12 protein-coding genes are annotated in these 15,771 nt (G+C 41.1%); 5 read left to right on the top strand and 7 right to left on the bottom strand.

Going from position 1 to position 15,771, the window contains the following annotated elements; genetic code table 11:
* Window positions 1–82 precede the first annotated feature (82 nt).
* A complete protein-coding gene (locus ACYX4O_RS16210) occupies window positions 83–1,042 on the top strand; it encodes an MBL fold metallo-hydrolase (RefSeq protein WP_476352237.1) in 960 nt (319 codons plus the stop codon).
* A gap of 16 nt (window positions 1,043–1,058) precedes the next feature.
* Window positions 1,059–1,991, top strand: coding sequence for an aldo/keto reductase (locus ACYX4O_RS16215; protein WP_476352239.1), 933 nt, complete (start codon window positions 1,059–1,061; stop codon window positions 1,989–1,991).
* Between the two features lie 465 nt (window positions 1,992–2,456).
* Here the strand turns inward: ACYX4O_RS16215 and ACYX4O_RS16220 are convergent.
* Window positions 2,457–3,820 (bottom strand): IS3 family transposase gene (locus ACYX4O_RS16220; RefSeq protein WP_476352020.1). Its coding sequence is split into 2 segments (ribosomal slippage): window positions 2,457–3,373 and window positions 3,373–3,820, totalling 1,365 coding nucleotides; the frame shifts between segments, so codons are not numbered across the junction.
* 285 nt (window positions 3,821–4,105) lie between these two features.
* On the opposite strand from ACYX4O_RS16220, the gene ACYX4O_RS16225 reads away from it, so the two are divergent.
* Window positions 4,106–5,395: a GntP family permease gene (locus ACYX4O_RS16225; protein ID WP_476352241.1), complete on the top strand. Its 1,290-nt coding sequence runs from the start codon at window positions 4,106–4,108 to the stop codon at window positions 5,393–5,395.
* Between the two features lie 419 nt (window positions 5,396–5,814).
* Here ACYX4O_RS16225 and ACYX4O_RS16230 read toward each other — a convergent pair whose 3' ends face one another.
* Together ACYX4O_RS16230 and ACYX4O_RS16235 are read right to left on the bottom strand one after the other, a co-directional pair.
* On the bottom strand, window positions 5,815–6,591 hold the full coding sequence (locus tag ACYX4O_RS16230; RefSeq protein ID WP_476352243.1) for a 3-hydroxybutyrate dehydrogenase: 777 nt from the start codon (window positions 6,589–6,591) through the stop codon (window positions 5,815–5,817).
* Between the two features lie 171 nt (window positions 6,592–6,762).
* On the bottom strand, window positions 6,763–7,791 hold the full coding sequence (locus tag ACYX4O_RS16235; RefSeq protein ID WP_476352245.1) for an LLM class flavin-dependent oxidoreductase: 1,029 nt from the start codon (window positions 7,789–7,791) through the stop codon (window positions 6,763–6,765).
* Window positions 7,792–8,020: 229 nt separating this feature from the next.
* Here ACYX4O_RS16235 and ACYX4O_RS16240 point away from each other — a divergent pair, with 229 nt between their 5' ends.
* The gene (locus ACYX4O_RS16240) at window positions 8,021–8,596 is read left to right on the top strand and encodes a TetR/AcrR family transcriptional regulator (protein ID WP_188651870.1); all 576 of its coding nucleotides are present in this window, start codon (window positions 8,021–8,023) and stop codon (window positions 8,594–8,596) included.
* Between the two features lie 72 nt (window positions 8,597–8,668).
* Window positions 8,669–10,876 carry a YhgE/Pip family protein gene (locus ACYX4O_RS16245; RefSeq protein ID WP_476352247.1) on the top strand — a complete coding sequence of 736 codons (2,208 nt, stop codon included), beginning with the start codon at window positions 8,669–8,671 and terminating at the stop codon, window positions 10,874–10,876.
* A gap of 43 nt (window positions 10,877–10,919) precedes the next feature.
* Here the strand turns inward: ACYX4O_RS16245 and ACYX4O_RS16250 are convergent, their stop codons facing one another.
* From ACYX4O_RS16250 to ACYX4O_RS16265, 4 genes are all read right to left on the bottom strand, one after another.
* Window positions 10,920–11,324 carry a hypothetical protein gene (locus ACYX4O_RS16250; RefSeq protein WP_476352249.1) on the bottom strand — a complete coding sequence of 135 codons (405 nt, stop codon included), beginning with the start codon at window positions 11,322–11,324 and terminating at the stop codon, window positions 10,920–10,922.
* A 167-nt stretch (window positions 11,325–11,491) separates the two neighbouring features.
* Window positions 11,492–12,658 carry an iron-containing alcohol dehydrogenase gene (locus tag ACYX4O_RS16255; protein ID WP_476352251.1) on the bottom strand — a complete coding sequence of 389 codons (1,167 nt, stop codon included), beginning with the start codon at window positions 12,656–12,658 and terminating at the stop codon, window positions 11,492–11,494.
* Window positions 12,659–12,848: 190 nt separating this feature from the next.
* Complete coding sequence (menC, locus tag ACYX4O_RS16260) at window positions 12,849–13,952, bottom strand: o-succinylbenzoate synthase (RefSeq protein WP_476352253.1); 1,104 nt, start codon at window positions 13,950–13,952, stop codon at window positions 12,849–12,851.
* The gene (locus ACYX4O_RS16265; RefSeq protein ID WP_476357177.1) at window positions 13,949–15,427 is read right to left on the bottom strand and encodes an o-succinylbenzoate--CoA ligase; all 1,479 of its coding nucleotides are present in this window, start codon (window positions 15,425–15,427) and stop codon (window positions 13,949–13,951) included. The genes menC and ACYX4O_RS16265 overlap by 4 nt, the downstream gene beginning before the upstream one ends.
* Between the last annotated feature and the right edge of the window lie 344 nt (window positions 15,428–15,771).

A 15,771-nucleotide genomic window follows, 5' to 3' on the forward strand; every position in this document is an offset into this window, starting at 1 on the left:
ACCTCTCTTTGAAAGCGTTCTACTGTTCAATAATCTGAATGTTTTGTAAAATGAAGGTACTATTCAGAGAGAGGTGACACTTATGGAAGAGAAAACTCCAATCTATCTTGGACACCGCACTTACGTAATCGATGGTTTTGACCTGGGCATGCCTGGGCGTACAGGTATATATGTTATTGACGATAAAGACCTTACCCTGGTTGAAACCGGCCCATCCCCATCTGTACCTTACATAAAGAAAGGGCTCGAAGATCTTGGATTTAAGCTAACGGATGTTAAGAACATTATCCTGACCCACATTCACCTTGATCATGCTGGCGGTGCCGGTTTATTGCTGGAAGAATGTCCTCAAGCCACCGTCTTCGTCCACCCGAAAGGGAAACGCCACCTAATTAATCCTTCTAAACTAATTGCTGGAGCGAAACAAGTGTACGGCGATCAGTTCGAGCCTTTATTCGCTCCGATTCTACCTATCCCTGAAGATCGGATTAAGATTGTGAACGAGCTGGACGAACTCCAAATTGGCCCATCTGCTACATTAACCTTTTATCATACACCAGGTCATGCCAACCATCATATTTCTATATATGATTCTGAAAGCCAGGGGCTTTTTACTGGAGATGCTTGTGGCATTCGTTACCAACATACAGAAGAACACAATGTTTCCTTATACTTGCCTTCTACCTCACCAAATCAATTTGATCCATTTGTAATGCTAGAAACGATAAAAAAAATAAGCCTCCTTCCCATCACTCGTATTTATTTTGGTCACTTTAGTATGTCAGATGAGCCTAATGAAGTGTTTAAATCTGTTGCAAAATGGTTACCTATCTTTATGGAAGCAGGCCACGAATCTGCACGTGAAGGCGAAGACTTAACTCAGTTAAAAAAGCGTCTTCATGAAAAGGTGGCAGTTTACTTAGATTCAAAAGGCGTTCAAAGAGACCATGCCATATATAGTGTTCTAGAACTTGATTTTGAAGTTTCAGCTATGGGTATTGCAGATTACTTGGAGAAAACACAAGCACTTCCAACTAATTAAAAAGGAGCGACTCGTAATGGAAACACAAACTAAAATCGGTAAGACGAATCTACTTGTCAATCCAATCGGCTTAGGTACGAATGCGGTAGGAGGCCATAACATCTATCCTGACCTCGATGAACAAGTCGGGAAAGATTTAGTTAAAACGGCATTAAACAATGGAATAAACTTTTTAGATACTGCCTTCATTTATGGCCCTAAACGTTCTGAAGAGCTAATTGGGGAAGTTTTAAATGAAACTGGCAAACGGGAAGACATTATTGTAGCTACAAAGGGGTCTCACAAATTTGTAGGAGAAGATGTAGTATTTGATAATTCTCCTGAGTTCTTAAAAGAAGCAGTTGAATCTAGTCTTAAACGACTTCAAACAGATTACATTGATTTATTCTATATTCACTTCCCTGATGAAAACACCCCAAAAGATGAGGCTGTAAGAGCACTTAAAGAGCTGAAAGATGAGGGGAAGATCAGAGCAATTGGAGTATCGAATTTCTCACTAGATCAATTAAAAGAGGCCAATAAAGAAGGACATGTGGATGTTGTGCAGGGAGAATACAATCTGTTACAACGGGACGCCGAAAAAGAGTTACTCCCTTATATACAAGAAAATAATTTATCTTTTGTCCCATACTTTCCATTAGCTTCTGGTCTTCTTGCTGGTAAATATGATAAGAATACAACATTCAACGATATTCGTTCTAACATGCCGCACTTTCAAGGTGAACAGTTCGAAAAAAACCTAGAAAAGGTTGATCAAGTTCGAACGATTGCAGAGAACCATCAAGTGGAAGTAGCCCATGTTGTACTAGCTTGGTATTTAACTCGAGATGGAATTGACACCATCATACCAGGAGCTAAACGATCAGACCAAGTTGTAAATAACCTAAAAACACTAGATGTTCAGCTATCACAAGAAGAAATCAATACAATAGACCGCATCTTCTCCTAACAAAAAACATGAACAGGCTCCTTAGACTGTTCATGCTTTTTTATTTGCTTATTAACGATGCATTCCTCATTTATTCCACATTAGGGAAGGATTGTTGAAGATTCGAAGCAGAGAGAGTGTTTCCGTTTACGTTATTAGAGCGGGAGGTGGTTCGGGAAATTACTCGCTTTCCGCGGCGAGCTGGGGAGCCTCCTCAATCGCTACGCGCTTTCCGGGGTCTCCCCTAGGCTCCTGCTGCCGCAGGAGTCTCGCAATTTCCCGAACCACCTCAGCCATGTATAGTGTAACGGAAACATGCCATATGCGGAAATCCTTCAACTTTCATTGCCCTTAAGATGCAGGGCCGTTCGTAAAACTATAGTCAGGGGTGTCTGGGGAACGAGGAGACTCCTGCGGGAGGAAGAGGTCGACGAGACCCCGCAGGGTGGGGTTTTGAACTTGCCCCACAAATTTGGACACAAATTCTTAAGCTGCTTCTAGTGTTTGTTGGCGATAATTGGAAGGGCTCTTCCCATTTAATTTCGCTTTGATTCGTTTTTCATTGTAATATCGCATATACTTATCCAATTTTTCCTGGAAGTCTTCCATATTGTTAAAGGACTTTCTATAAAGGAATTCAGCCTTAAAGATTCCAAAGAAATTCTCCATTACAGCGTTGTCGTGACAGTTTCCTTTACGGGACATACTCTGAACCACGCCTTCCTGTTGTAAGCGTCGAACATATTGAGGCATTTGGTAATGCCATCCCTGATCAGAGTGTAAAAGGAGATCGTCGGAATCAGAAAGAGATTCAAACGCCCTCTCTAACATCGTTTCTACGAGGGCATACGTCGGCCTGAACCCCCATGTATACGTTATGATTTCACCGTTAAACAGATCCTGAACAGGGGAAAGGTAAATCTTCTGGCCAAACAGCTTGAACTCTGTAATATCAGTTGCCCACTTCTCATTTGGCTCTTCAGCTGTGAATTCACGGTTCAATAAGTTATCAGATACCGTTCCTACTTTACCGCCATAGGAATTAAATTTGCGTGCACGAACCTCACATTTAAGATAGTCTTCCTTCATAATCCGATAGACTTTCTTATGGTTGACGAGATAGTTTCTATTTCGAAGTTCCATCTGGACACGACGGTATCCATATAATCCATCGTGTTCCTCAAAAATCTTATGAATTTCGGCTCTTATCTCTTCATCACGATCCGTTCCATTCATCACACTAAGCTGATAGTAAAACGTACTACGTGGGAGGCCAGCTATTTCACATAAGCGATCAACAGAATATTTATTTTCATGCCTAAGTTCATCGATCGCTTTTACTTTGAATCGTTTCGACTGTTTCGACTGTCTGCTTTTTGAACTAAGGCTCTCAACTTTTTTAAATAAGCAACTTCCATGTGAAGAAGTTCGTTTTCTTCCTTTAATTCCTCATAGCTCTTAGGCTGTTCATTTTGGGATTCATGTTTCTTGTTAGTCATTTCTGGTTGCCCCTTTCCAGACCAATCAAGGGCTTCGTCTCCTCCTTTATCCCATTTCTTTTTCCACCTGGCGACCATTGAGTAGTCTGGGATTCGGAAGAGGGCTGAGGCCTCTCGAATGGAGTAATTCGTGTTTTCGATAAATTGAATTACCCTCATTTTAAAATCTGGAGAGTAGCTTGGATAGACGGGAATAAATGCCTTTTCTTCATGGTATTTGTATAGTTTGACCCAGTAACGGATAACAGAATCATCTACGCCCACTCGGCCAGCTAATTCTCTGTAGCTCGTTCCTCCATTTAAATATCTTTGTACCACATCATGTTTGATAGATGGAGTAAATTTTTTCATTTTGTCACCTCATATTCTTGGAACAACTTCGTCCAAAAATATGGGGCAAGCTCATTTCCCGAGGAGGCTCGACAGCTCGCCCGCGGAAAGCGAGTCGTTCCCCAGACACCCCAAGCACTCACCAAACATAACGGACCTATCTATACAAAAGTCTCTAAGCTTACAGTTTCCAGTGTTCCATATTAGGGGCTTATATGGAAAAAACTTAATTCTACAGCGTGATCGATAAAATGCAAATGAATGGGACATAGTAAAACAGATAACTTAAACATCAGGAGGTTTACTATGCTCAGTATTATTATTGGTCTTATCCTCTTAATGGCTCTAGCATATTTAGGCTGGTCAATTATATGGATCGCCCCTCTTGTGTCAGGAATCGTAGCCCTCTTAAGCGGGATGAACATACTCGATGCCTACACAGGAACATACATGGAAGGGTTTGTAGGGTTTGCAAAGGACTACTTCCCTATTTTCTTGTTCGGTGCGATCTTCGGGAAACTTATGGAAGATACAGGAGCAGCTCAATCTGTTGCGTATAAAATCTCAAGCGTAATCGGACAAAAACGCGCCATATTAGGAATGCTTCTTTCAGCAGCTATCTTGACATACGGTGGAGTAAGCTTGTTCGTTGTTGTATTTGCTGTTTATCCATTAGCTGTTGCCATGTTTAGGGAAGCTAACGTTTCCCGTAAGTTGATCCCTTCTACCTTTGTGTTAGGGGCTTTCACGTTTACGATGACGGCCATACCTGGAACTCCACAAATTCAAAATATCATTCCTATTAAAACGTTTGAAACAGATACAATGGCAGCTCCCATTTTAGGGATTGTTGCCGGATTAATTATGGCTATAGGTGGCTATGCGTACTTAAAATTTCGTCAGAAGCAACTTGATGCTAAAGACGATAAATTCACAGAACCTGAAGGCAATAATGAGGTAAAAGAAATTAATGAAGATGAACTTCCAAATTGGATTTTATCTGTCATCCCCCTTATTGCAGTTGTTATCACATTAAATGTTTTTAAAGACCTCAGCATTTTAGTAGCTCTATTATTCGGGATTATCCTTATCATGCTCTTTAATTTTAAAGATTACAAAGACTTCATTCCTGCTATAAATGGGGGAGCATCTGGATCCGTAATGGCTACTATTAATACAAGTGCCGCTGTTGGATTTGGATCTGTCGTTACTGCTTCTCCTGGATTTGAAACAGTAAAAGAATTAATCTTTGATATCCCTTTAAGTCCATACTTCTCTGAAGCATTTGCGGTGCAATTGCTCGCTATGATCACAGGTTCCGCCTCTGGTGGTATGGGAATAGCTCTTGAAGCTCTTGGTGAAGAGTATTATGACATAGCGGTAGAACAAGGACTAAGCCTAGAAGCTTTCCACCGTATTACCTCTGTAGCCTCAGGAGCATCAATCTTGCCACATAACGGAGCACTTCTCACCTTATTTACGGTTACAGGTTTAACACACAAAGATTCTTATAAAGACGTCTTCGTCGTGGGACTCCTCATCCCAATGATCGCAACAATTGCGATTATATTCCTAGCCATGATGGGAATTAATTAATCACTAAGTATAAACAAGAGCTTGTACCCCAAGCTCTTGTTTTTTTGCATTCACTAATAGTGATGTTTGGATTTAATGATAACCATCTGCTCCAAAAGGACAATAATCTTGGTTATTCGATGCTGATAGAATGTTTCCGTTTGCTTTAATTGAGTTTAAGGTGGGCCTGGAAACCACTCGCTTTCCTGCGGGGGACTGCGAGACTTCCGCGGGAAAAGGAGCCTAGGGAAGACCCCGCAGTGAGCGTAGCGAATGAGGAGGCTTCCCAGCTCCCCGCAGGAAAGCGAGTTGTCCCCGAGCAAGCCCAAGCACTCATAAGCGTCACGGCCCCTTCCACATTTGCGGGATTATATGGATATATTCAGAAATAAATAATGCCCTAAGAGCTTATATACTCTAAGGGCATAAGTATTAACGTTTTATTGAACCGTGTAACCGCCATCAATAACAGCAGCTTGGCCGGTGATACTTTTTGCTTTGTCGCTCACTAAGAAAATAGAGTAATCTGCAATTTCTTGTACTTGAAGTAAACGTTTCTGCGGTACAAGAGGGTAGATAACTTCTTCTAATGCTTTTTCTTTATCAATGTTTCTAGTCTTTGCTAGGTCTTCTAACTGATTTTGAACAAGTGGTGTGTCCACATAGCCTGGGCAAATGGCATTGACCGTAATGCCGTGATCTGCGCCTTCTAAAGCCGTAACTTTTGTGAGTCCAATTACACCATGTTTGGCGCTATTATATCCGGCCTTACCTGCAAATCCAATTAATCCATTAATGGAAGCCATATTTAGTATGCGACCATACCCTTGTTCTTTCATATGAGGGAACGCGTATTTAATTCCGAAGAAAGGCCCCTTCAACATAATGTCTAAAATTAATTCAAACTTTTCACTTGGGAATTCCTCAACTGGAGCTACATGTTGAATTCCAGCATTGTTTACTAGGATATCAATAGAACCAAACTTTTCCACGGTTTTTTCAATGGCGTTCTTAACATCTTCTTCTTTAGCTACATTCGCCACTACGCCTTCAACAGTATGGCCTTGAGATCTCAATTCCTCTACAGATTTATTAAGTGTTTCTTCATTGATATCATTTAACATAACCTTTGCACCAGCTTTTGCAAACTCAGTCGCAATTTCAAAGCCGATTCCCTGACCAGAGCCAGTAATAAGAGCAGATTTTCCTTCAAGCATTCATACTTCCTCCTTTAAATGTACTCTAGATTACTTTGCCCAAATTTCTCAATTCCAATAGATCAATCACAAAAAATTATATTTCACCGTAGTAAAGGGATGAAGGGTGCCTGGCACCCTTCATCCCTTTACTACATTAAAAAAGAGCAGACGATGTCTGCTCTTTTACCCTTATTCTCCTTTAAACAGTTCAGCTACAATTTCATAAGAACGACGACGAGCTTCGTGGTCGTAAATCTGGGAAATAACCATGACTTCATCGGCACTAGTCTTTTCGATAAATGAATCGAGTTGATGTTTTACAGTTTCCTTACTTCCTATAATGGAAGAACCTAGTTGTTGCTTTAACGCTTGTTTCTCCCACTCCGTCCATATCCCTTCCATTGAATCAACAGGCGGAGGTAATGGAGATTCATTCTTACGTATTAGGTTTAAGAATTGCTGTTGAAGTGTTGTAGCTAATCTTTCTGCTTCTTCATCCGTTTCAGCAGCAATTACATTTACTCCAACCATAGCATGTGGTTTCTCTAAAGCACTTGATGGCTTGAATGTCCGTCTATATAAATCTAAAGCTGGCACTGTGTCTTGAGGAGAAAAGTGACTCGCAAAAGCGAATGGCAAACCTTCTTCCCCTGCTAGTTGTGCACTATAGCCACTTGAACCAAGTAACCAAATTGGAATATCCAATCCTTCACCAGGATAAGCACGGACGTGAGGATTAGCTGGACCACGAGAAGGATCAAAGTAACTTCGAAGCTCTTCTAATTGATCCGGAAAATCATGAGGACCGCTTTGACCACCACGTCGTAAAGCATGAGCAGTTAACTGGTCTGTACCTGGAGCTCGTCCTAACCCTAGATCAATCCGCCCAGGGAATAAAGACTCAAGTGTCCCAAACTGTTCGGCAATAACAAGAGGGGCGTGGTTTGGAAGCATCACTCCCCCTGAACCCAGCTTAATTCTAGATGTTTGAGAAGCTACATGGCCAATTAAAACAGAAGTCGCAGAGCTAGCAATAAACGGCATATTATGGTGTTCAGCAAGCCAGTAACGATTGTATCCTAAGCTTTCAGTATGCTGAGCTAAATCTACAGTTCTTTTGAAAGAATCAGCTGGTCCTCCGTCCTCACGTATTGGCGCTAAATCCAATACGGAAAATGGAATAGACTGCAACCGACTCATTTGATTTTGTTCGCTCATTATTTCATCTTCTTTCTTTAAAGTATGATGATGGTAAGAATATTTCCCTTACCCAGTATGAGACAGTGTAACAAGATTTCTTTCGTGTGCCTAACGACTTGCTCACTCCCCCACTATATTACCTATTCACTTGAGTCAACAAAAAAAAGACTTGCATGATAAACTAAGGAGTGTATAATTTAATTTAGACAAAATGACTAAATCGTTCAAATGGTCAGGTGATGAATTTATGTCCAATGAAAGAAAACAACAAATCATAAAAGCGGCAAATCAATCGTTCGCTACATTTGGATACAAGGCAACGACTATGGATCACGTAGCTAAAGCAGCCAATGTAGGGAAGGGAACAATTTATAACTTCTTCAAAAACAAAGAGCAACTCTTCCAAGAAATCATATCCAACCTTTTGTTAGAGATGAAAACGCAAGCTGAATCGGTTATTGATGATCAGAAGCCTCTAAAGGAAAACGTTCATCTAGCTTTATACGAGCTCCTTCAGTACCGACGTAGTCATCAGCTTACAATCCAAATGGTACAAGAGGCAAAGGAAATGGGCACCGCTGCCGTTCAAGAGGCACTGGCAAATGTAGAGGGCTTAATTACAGCTTACCTTAGGGAAAAGATTGAGCAAGCCATAGAGCGTGGCGATATACGTCCTTGCCATCCAGAAATGACAGCCTTTATGATGTTCAAGCTCTACACAGCATTTATTATTGACTGGGAAGAGCGTCATCAACCACTTGAAAAAGAAGAGATTATGCACTTATTTGATGAATACGTGTTTAAAGGGTTATCACCATCTTGATGATCCTTTTCTTTTTTGCCACGATATGACCAAATGAACGATTTAGTCATTTATTATTTAGGAGGAATTTAAATGAATGGTTTTAGACTATGGCTATCTGAGCTAAAGCATATTGGTAGCAATAAAAAAATACTCATTCCATTTATAGCGGTCTTAATGATCCCGCTCATTTATAGTGGTATGTTCTTATGGGCCTTTTGGAATCCCTATGGAAGCATGGATCAACTCCCGGTCGCTATTGTCAACTCAGATGAAGGGGCAGAATTTAACGATGAACCTCTTACGGTAGGAAAAGAATTTGTTAACAATTTAGAGGACAGTGGAGATTTTAAATATGATGTTGTATCAAAGAAAGAGGGGTATGACGGGCTAAAGAACCATGAATACTACATGCTTGTTGAAATCCCAAAGAATTTCTCCTCTTCTGCTACAACCATCTTAGACGAGAATCCTGAGAAACTTCAGTTAAAATATGTCCCGAACGAAGGATTTAATTTCCTTTCTGCACAAATTGGTGAATCAGCAACGGAACAAATGAAAGGTAAGTTAGCCGACGAAATGTCCGAGACATATGCAAATGCTATGTTTGCTCAGTTTAATGAATTAAAGACCGGCCTAGCTGATGCCAGTTCAAAAGCAGGTGAATTAAACAACGGAGCAAAAGATCTTGATTCAGGAGCAAAAGAATTAAAAGATAAACTCAAAACGTTTACCGATAAACAGCTCCAGTTCACTGATGGAACAAAAGAATTACGTCAGGGCACTGCTCAAGTAGCAACGGGAGCAACAGATCTCAATCAAGGCCTAACTGCTCTCCAGGATGGATACGGTGAAATCATAAATGGAGCCAATGCGTCTAAAAGTGGGGCTGTTCAGTTACGAGACGGACTCTCCCAATCGAAAGATGGCGCTGTTCAACTTGAAGAAGGACTAGATCAGCTTGTTCAACAATCTGGTGGACTAGAGCAATCTACTAAAGACCTTACCGCTTCTTTACAAACTCTTAATACTGGTGCACAACAAGCAGACCAATCTGCTGCAACCCTTCAAAATAAAATGGCTGGATTGAAAGAAAGATTGGCACCTGTTATTGACCAAATGCCAAAAGAAGAACAAGAAAAGATTTTAGCTCAGCTTGAACAGCTAAATCAAGGAGCACAACAACTCGCAGGGGCTACAGGACAATTAGCATCTGGTTCCCAAGAAATCGTAGACAAAACAACTGCTCTACCAAACCAAGTGGCTTCCCTTTCAGAAGCTCACACTAAGTTAAAACAAGGAGCTACAGCTCTATCAGCTGGTCAGACAGATTTGTATAACGGTGCTTCTGATCTAGTAGAAGGTGAAGAGAAACTTGTCGCTGGTATCCAAACATTCAACGATAAATTAGCTAATGCAAACGCCGGCGCCTCTGAATTAGCAACTGGGGCTAACGAGGTCAATCAAGGGGCTAATGAACTCTTTAATGGGTCTTCTCAATTAGCAGATGGATCTCAAAGATTAGCCAAGGGCGCGAACGATCTCTCAAGCGGTACCAATGAATTAACGAGTGGAACAAGTGAATTTGAGAACAACCTTTCTGAAGCAAGCTCAAAAGCACAAGACGTACAAACCAGCATGAAAACAGAAGAAATGCTCGCTAAACCGGTTGGTCTGGATAAAAATAGTGTAAATGAAGTCCCTAACTACGGGACTGGATTCACTCCTTATTTCTTATCTCTTGGTTTATTTGTTGGAGCTTTAATTATTACCATTGTTTATCCCGTGAAAGAACCATCAGCCGCGCCACGAAATGCATTCAGCTGGTTCTTTGCTAAATTCGGAGTTCTGGTGACCGCGGGGTTGATCCAAGCTGTTGTCGCAGCTAGTGTCATCCTGTATGGATTGGGGCTTGAAGTAGCAAGCGTTCCTTACTTCTATCTTTTTAGTATTCTTACGAGCCTTACCTTTATGGCAATGATTCAGTTCCTTGTTACCACACTTGGAGACCCAGGACGATTTATAGCTATTTTAATCCTAATCATGCAGTTAACAACAAGTGCTGGAACATTCCCATTAGAACTGATTCCAGAACCCTTACAAATGTTTAACCCAATCTTACCTATGACGTATTCTGTTGAAGGTTTTAAAGCTGTAATATCTGAAGGTGATTATAACCTAATGTGGCAAGATAGCAGTATTTTAGCCATCTTCTTACTCGGATCAGTAATTATAACCATCAGTTACTTTATAGTAGCTATGAGGAAAAAGCGCCTCTCTTCTGTAGAGAAAGCTGCCTAATTTAAAAAGCAAAAGGATCACCTGTAAGGGTGATCCTTTTTTATTACTGAAGTGTTTTCTGATACTCTTTTAACTTTTCAGTAGTCTCAGGAATTAATTTTTGGATTTTTTTCATGTCCGGGGATGGGCGCTGAGCTTCTCCTATTAAAGGATAAAGACTCTCTTCAATATTTTTATAAGCTTCTGGGTTCTTTTCTTCAACTTGCTCTTCGATTAAATCCCATGCTTCATCTATCTTTTTACCTGCTTCATTGACCTTAATAAGTTCCCCGTTACCTTGGATAGCTTCTTGTAACATGTCAATCTCTGCTATCACCTTGTCTATCCCTTCTTGTACAGATGTATCTGGTTCTGTGTTCTGTTCCGCCGAAACTTGTTGAATAACAGGCGTGATTAGCATACTAAAAGCTAGCACTAAACTTGAAATCATCCAATAGATTCTCTTCATTTTATCGTCTCCTTTTTCATAGTCTCGGGGTTTACCTTTTCCAAATTTATACTTGTTTATGCAAAGTCTTTACATTTATTATTCAATACAGAACTCCCCTTTAAGACATCACAAACCCACGCAAAAAAGCCACCGTCTTTAAAAGACGGTGGCTTTATTTTATTTATTTAGAACGTTACCTCTTGACCATAATATGCTGCCTCAAATAGCTTTTTCATTTCCTCTTCGGAAGTTTCACGCGGGTTTGTACCTGTGCAAGGATCATCCATTGCATTCTTGGCCATTTGGTCAACGTGCTCCTTGAACAAGTCTTCTGATACGCCAAACTCTTTAAGGGTATTTGGCACACCCATTTCACGATTGAACTCACGAACCCATTCGATCAGAGAATCTACTAATTGCTCTTCTGTGTCGCCTTTTAATTCTAAGCGTTTAGCCATTTTAGCAAAGCGATCTCCAACTACGCTGCGATTAAATTGAATTACATACGGAAGATAAATACCGTTCGCACAGCCATGTGGAACTTCAAACGTTGGACCACTCTTATGGGCCATGCTGTGAACGTTACCAAGTACCGCATTTGCAAATGCCATACCAGCCATCGCTTGAGCATAGTGAACTTTCTCTCTAGATTCTTGATTCCCTTTATAGGAACTAAGCAAATGCTCATCTAGAGTTTCTAGAGCCTCAATTGATAGAGAATCTGTAAACGTCGTACGTGGTTTAGCCACATAGGCTTCAATACTGTGTGTTACAGCATCCATACCACTATAAGCGATAACTTTTTGCGGCATAGATTCTACCATGACTGGATCAATTACTGCTAAGTCTGGCGTAAGTTCGAAATCAGCAAGAGGGTGCTTCACACCTGTTTCTGAATCCGTAATAACGGATAAGTTTGAGATCTCAGAAGCTGTACCACTTGTGGTAGGGATTCCAATGAATTTAGCCTTCGTACGAAGACCAGGCAGGTTAAATGGCTGCATAGCATCTTCGAATGAAAGGTTTGGACGTTCATAGAAGATCCACATTGCTTTGGCTGCATCCATCGGAGAGCCTCCACCAATGCCAATAATCCAATCAGGTTCATATTCATTTAAAGTTCCCAGATGATCCTGAACCAGCTGAGTAGATGGCTCTTCAGTAATGCCTTCAATTACTTTAGTTTCTATATTAGCTTTCGCTAAGTGGCTTTGTATTTTATCTAAATTTCCATTCTCCTTAACGGACCCGCCGCCAATGACAAGAACGGCTTTCTTACCTTCTAAGGATTCTAATGTCTCTAACGCATTTTCTCCGAAATAAATATCTCTTGGAATAGTAAAACGATTCATTTCTTATAGCCTCCAATACGATCAGATAGTGAAGAAATAGCCGTTTACTAAGAAACATAAACGTAAATCTATAGGAATGATTATTTTTACTCATGACATTACATATATCAACCGCTTACAGATTATATCTTTAGAACTAGATCAGAGCTACTAAGAAAAAAAAAAAGAGCCCCCAATATGCTGGATGCTCTTATAAAGGAAAGGTGAACGTTTCTTGTGTCACCCTACTCACTCGTTCTCGATTGATCTCAAATCCAATACCCGCTATATGCCACGGTACCTCCACTTGTCCGTCTTGCAATTCAACTTCTGGAATAATCACGTCTTCATGCCAATAACGCTTGGAAGCCGATATATCGCCAGGAATCATCATATTTGGAAGGGAGGCAAAGGCAATATTGTGCGCCCTTGATATGCCAGTTTCAAGCATCCCCCCACACCACACACTCACCCCAGAAGCTTTACATAAGTCGTTAATACGTAGCGCTTCAGTTAATCCACCTACACGGCTAATTTTGATATTCATGGTCTTACAGCTTCCTAACTGAATTGCCTGATACGCATCATGATAGCTACTAATACTTTCATCAAGGCATATGGGTGTGTCCATGCGTCTTTGTAGTTCTCTATGCAAATAGAAATCACCAGCTTTAAACGGTTGTTCAATCATCAGAAGGCCTAGGTCATCTAATGATGCAAGATGATCCAAATCCTTCTCACCATAAACTCCATTTCCATCAAACATAATAGAGATGTCAGTTGATAGACGTTTAACCGCTTCTATATCCTCTCTTTCAAACCCTTTTCGAACCTTAACTTTTATACGTTTGTACCCTTGATTTTCATAATAAGGAACAAGGTCATTAAGATTCTCAGATAAACTTACGACAACACCGACAGGGATAGCAGACTGTACTCCCCCAATAAGGGAAGACAAGGATTGACTCTGTTGTTTCGCATACAAATCCCATAAAGCTCCTTCAAGAGCCGCTTTCGTCATTTGGTGTCCTTGTTCGTTCTCTAGTATCTTAGGTAAATCAGAGGGATGGTGAATTACGCTCCCTTTAATCATAGGTAGAAAATGATCTTTCATCATAAGCCAAGATGTATCCACCGTTTCAGGTGTATAAAAGGGGGCAGAAAAAGCTACCCCTTCGCCCCAACCGATCCCTCCATTTGAATCAATCGCTTCTACAAGGATTCCCTCTCTCTGATCAACCGTACCTGCATGTGTCGTAAAGGGTGTAACAAGATCCATCTTATATCGATGTAGCTTCACAGAAGTCAGATTCATTGGACATTTCTCCTCTGTTTTAGCCAATTTGCAAGCTCTCTGCGAAGAAGCTTGTTTGTCGCATTCCGGGGCAAGTGATCAACAAAATAAATCTCTTTCGGCTGTTTATATGAAGCTAACCGTTCTTTCGAGAAGGCTAATATATCTTCCCTAGTAAGCGTCATTCCTTGTCTTACTACAATAAAGGCTACGGGTACACTCCCCCATTTCTCGTCTTCTTTCCCAACGACACCGAGTTCTTTCACTTGGGGAAGTTCGCTCAGTACCCCTTCAATTTCAGCAGGGTAGATATTCTCTCCACCTGATATAATCAAATCCTTCCGGCGATCAACAACATACAAAAAGCCATCCTCATCTTTATAGCCAAGATCACCAGTACGAAGCCATCCCTGTTGGATTGTTTCTTCATTTGTTTCAGGCCTTCTGTAGTACCCTGTCGTTACCATAGGACCTTTCACCACAATTTCTCCTACTTCACGGGCATGTGTTGGTTTACCATCTAATTCGATTGAAAGTTGTGCAGGGAATAAAGGTTTCCCAGCCGATCCAATCTTGTCTAGGGCGTAATCAGGACTAAGCGTAACAATTTGAGAAGCTGTTTCGGTCATGCCATACGTTTGGAAAACTGGGACTGACTTTTTCTTCGCTTTATGTAGTAACGCTTCTGATGCAGGACCGCCCCCTAACAACATGCCTCTAAAATTAGTGGGATAGCGGTCTGAACCAAGTTGATCTAAAAGATTATCAAGCATGACGGATACCACAGAAACCGTTGTAACACCTTTATTCATGATGGCATCATGGACCGCTTCAGTATCAAAAGAAGTGTGAAGATGGACCGGCATGCCATAGATCACGCTTTTCATAAGGATCGATAAACCACCCACATGGAAGAGAGGAAGAGCAGCCAACCATTGGTCTTTTTCTGTAATACCAAGATTTAAAGCCGAACTAACTGCACTCCACCAATGGTTGCTGTAAGAAAGCATCACTCCTTTTGGAGAACCTGTAGTCCCAGATGTATAAAGGATCGTATAAGGAGCGTCCATCATAACCTCTTCAAGCATTGAAACGGAAGCAGCCTCATAATCTTTCAACTCTTCAAATGATAAAGATCGAATTTCTGTTTCCTTACCTATTTCTTTTAAGGTGTCCTTGTATGATTCTTCTCCTATAATGAAAGCACAACTGGCGTCGGTTACTTGAAAAACAAGCTCTTCAGTCGTTAACCGCGTGTTCAGCATTACCCCAACAGCACCCAAGTAGGAAAGAGCATGGATCATCTGGACCATCTCAACAGAACTCTTAGCATAAACAGCAATATGCTCCCCCCTTTGAACTCCAAGGGAAGATAAGCGAGATGCCATCTCTTTTGTCCGTTGTTGAAGTTCGGAGAATGTCACGGTCTCATCCTCCGTGACAAGAGCTATACGCTCAGGTGTTAAAAAAGCTCGTTGTTGTAGCCAATTCGGCATTGTTTGTTCGCTCACATCGCTCACCCTTTCCACTATTAACATCACCAAAAATTATGAAGATCCTCACAAAGATCAACTTTTATCTCAATGTTTGTTGTTATTTTCTATAACAAGTTTGTTACGACAATGTTCCCGTTAGCTCTAGTTGAGAGTAAGGTGGGCCTGGAAACCACTCGCTTTCCTGTGGGGAGCTGGTGAGCCCCCTCAGCCGGCAAGCCGGCCTCCGGGGTCTCACCTAGGCTCTTCTGCCCACTGGAGTCTCGCAGTTTCCAGGCCCACCTTTCCATATTTGAGTGAACGGGAACATACCGGGGATAGGTAAGATCACCTAATCTCGCGCGGGT

It is taken from the genome of Pontibacillus sp. ABV4_188 (assembly GCF_056311905.1).

Excerpts from the sequence above, each read along its gene's own strand:
- ACYX4O_RS16210 (WP_476352237.1), top strand. The coding sequence starts at position 83 with ATGGAAGAGAAAACTCCAATCTATCTTGGACACCGCACTTACGTAATC.
- ACYX4O_RS16215 (WP_476352239.1), top strand. The coding sequence starts at position 1,059 with ATGGAAACACAAACTAAAATCGGTAAGACGAATCTACTTGTCAATCCA.
- ACYX4O_RS16225 (WP_476352241.1), top strand. The coding sequence starts at position 4,106 with ATGCTCAGTATTATTATTGGTCTTATCCTCTTAATGGCTCTAGCATAT.
- ACYX4O_RS16230 (WP_476352243.1), bottom strand. The coding sequence starts at position 6,591 with ATGCTTGAAGGAAAATCTGCTCTTATTACTGGCTCTGGTCAGGGAATC.
- ACYX4O_RS16235 (WP_476352245.1), bottom strand. The coding sequence starts at position 7,791 with ATGAGCGAACAAAATCAAATGAGTCGGTTGCAGTCTATTCCATTTTCC.
- ACYX4O_RS16240 (WP_188651870.1), top strand. The coding sequence starts at position 8,021 with ATGTCCAATGAAAGAAAACAACAAATCATAAAAGCGGCAAATCAATCG.
- ACYX4O_RS16245 (WP_476352247.1), top strand. The coding sequence starts at position 8,669 with ATGAATGGTTTTAGACTATGGCTATCTGAGCTAAAGCATATTGGTAGC.
- ACYX4O_RS16250 (WP_476352249.1), bottom strand. The coding sequence starts at position 11,324 with ATGAAGAGAATCTATTGGATGATTTCAAGTTTAGTGCTAGCTTTTAGT.
- ACYX4O_RS16255 (WP_476352251.1), bottom strand. The coding sequence starts at position 12,658 with ATGAATCGTTTTACTATTCCAAGAGATATTTATTTCGGAGAAAATGCG.
- menC (WP_476352253.1), bottom strand. The coding sequence starts at position 13,952 with ATGAATCTGACTTCTGTGAAGCTACATCGATATAAGATGGATCTTGTT.
- ACYX4O_RS16265 (WP_476357177.1), bottom strand. The coding sequence starts at position 15,427 with ATGCCGAATTGGCTACAACAACGAGCTTTTTTAACACCTGAGCGTATA.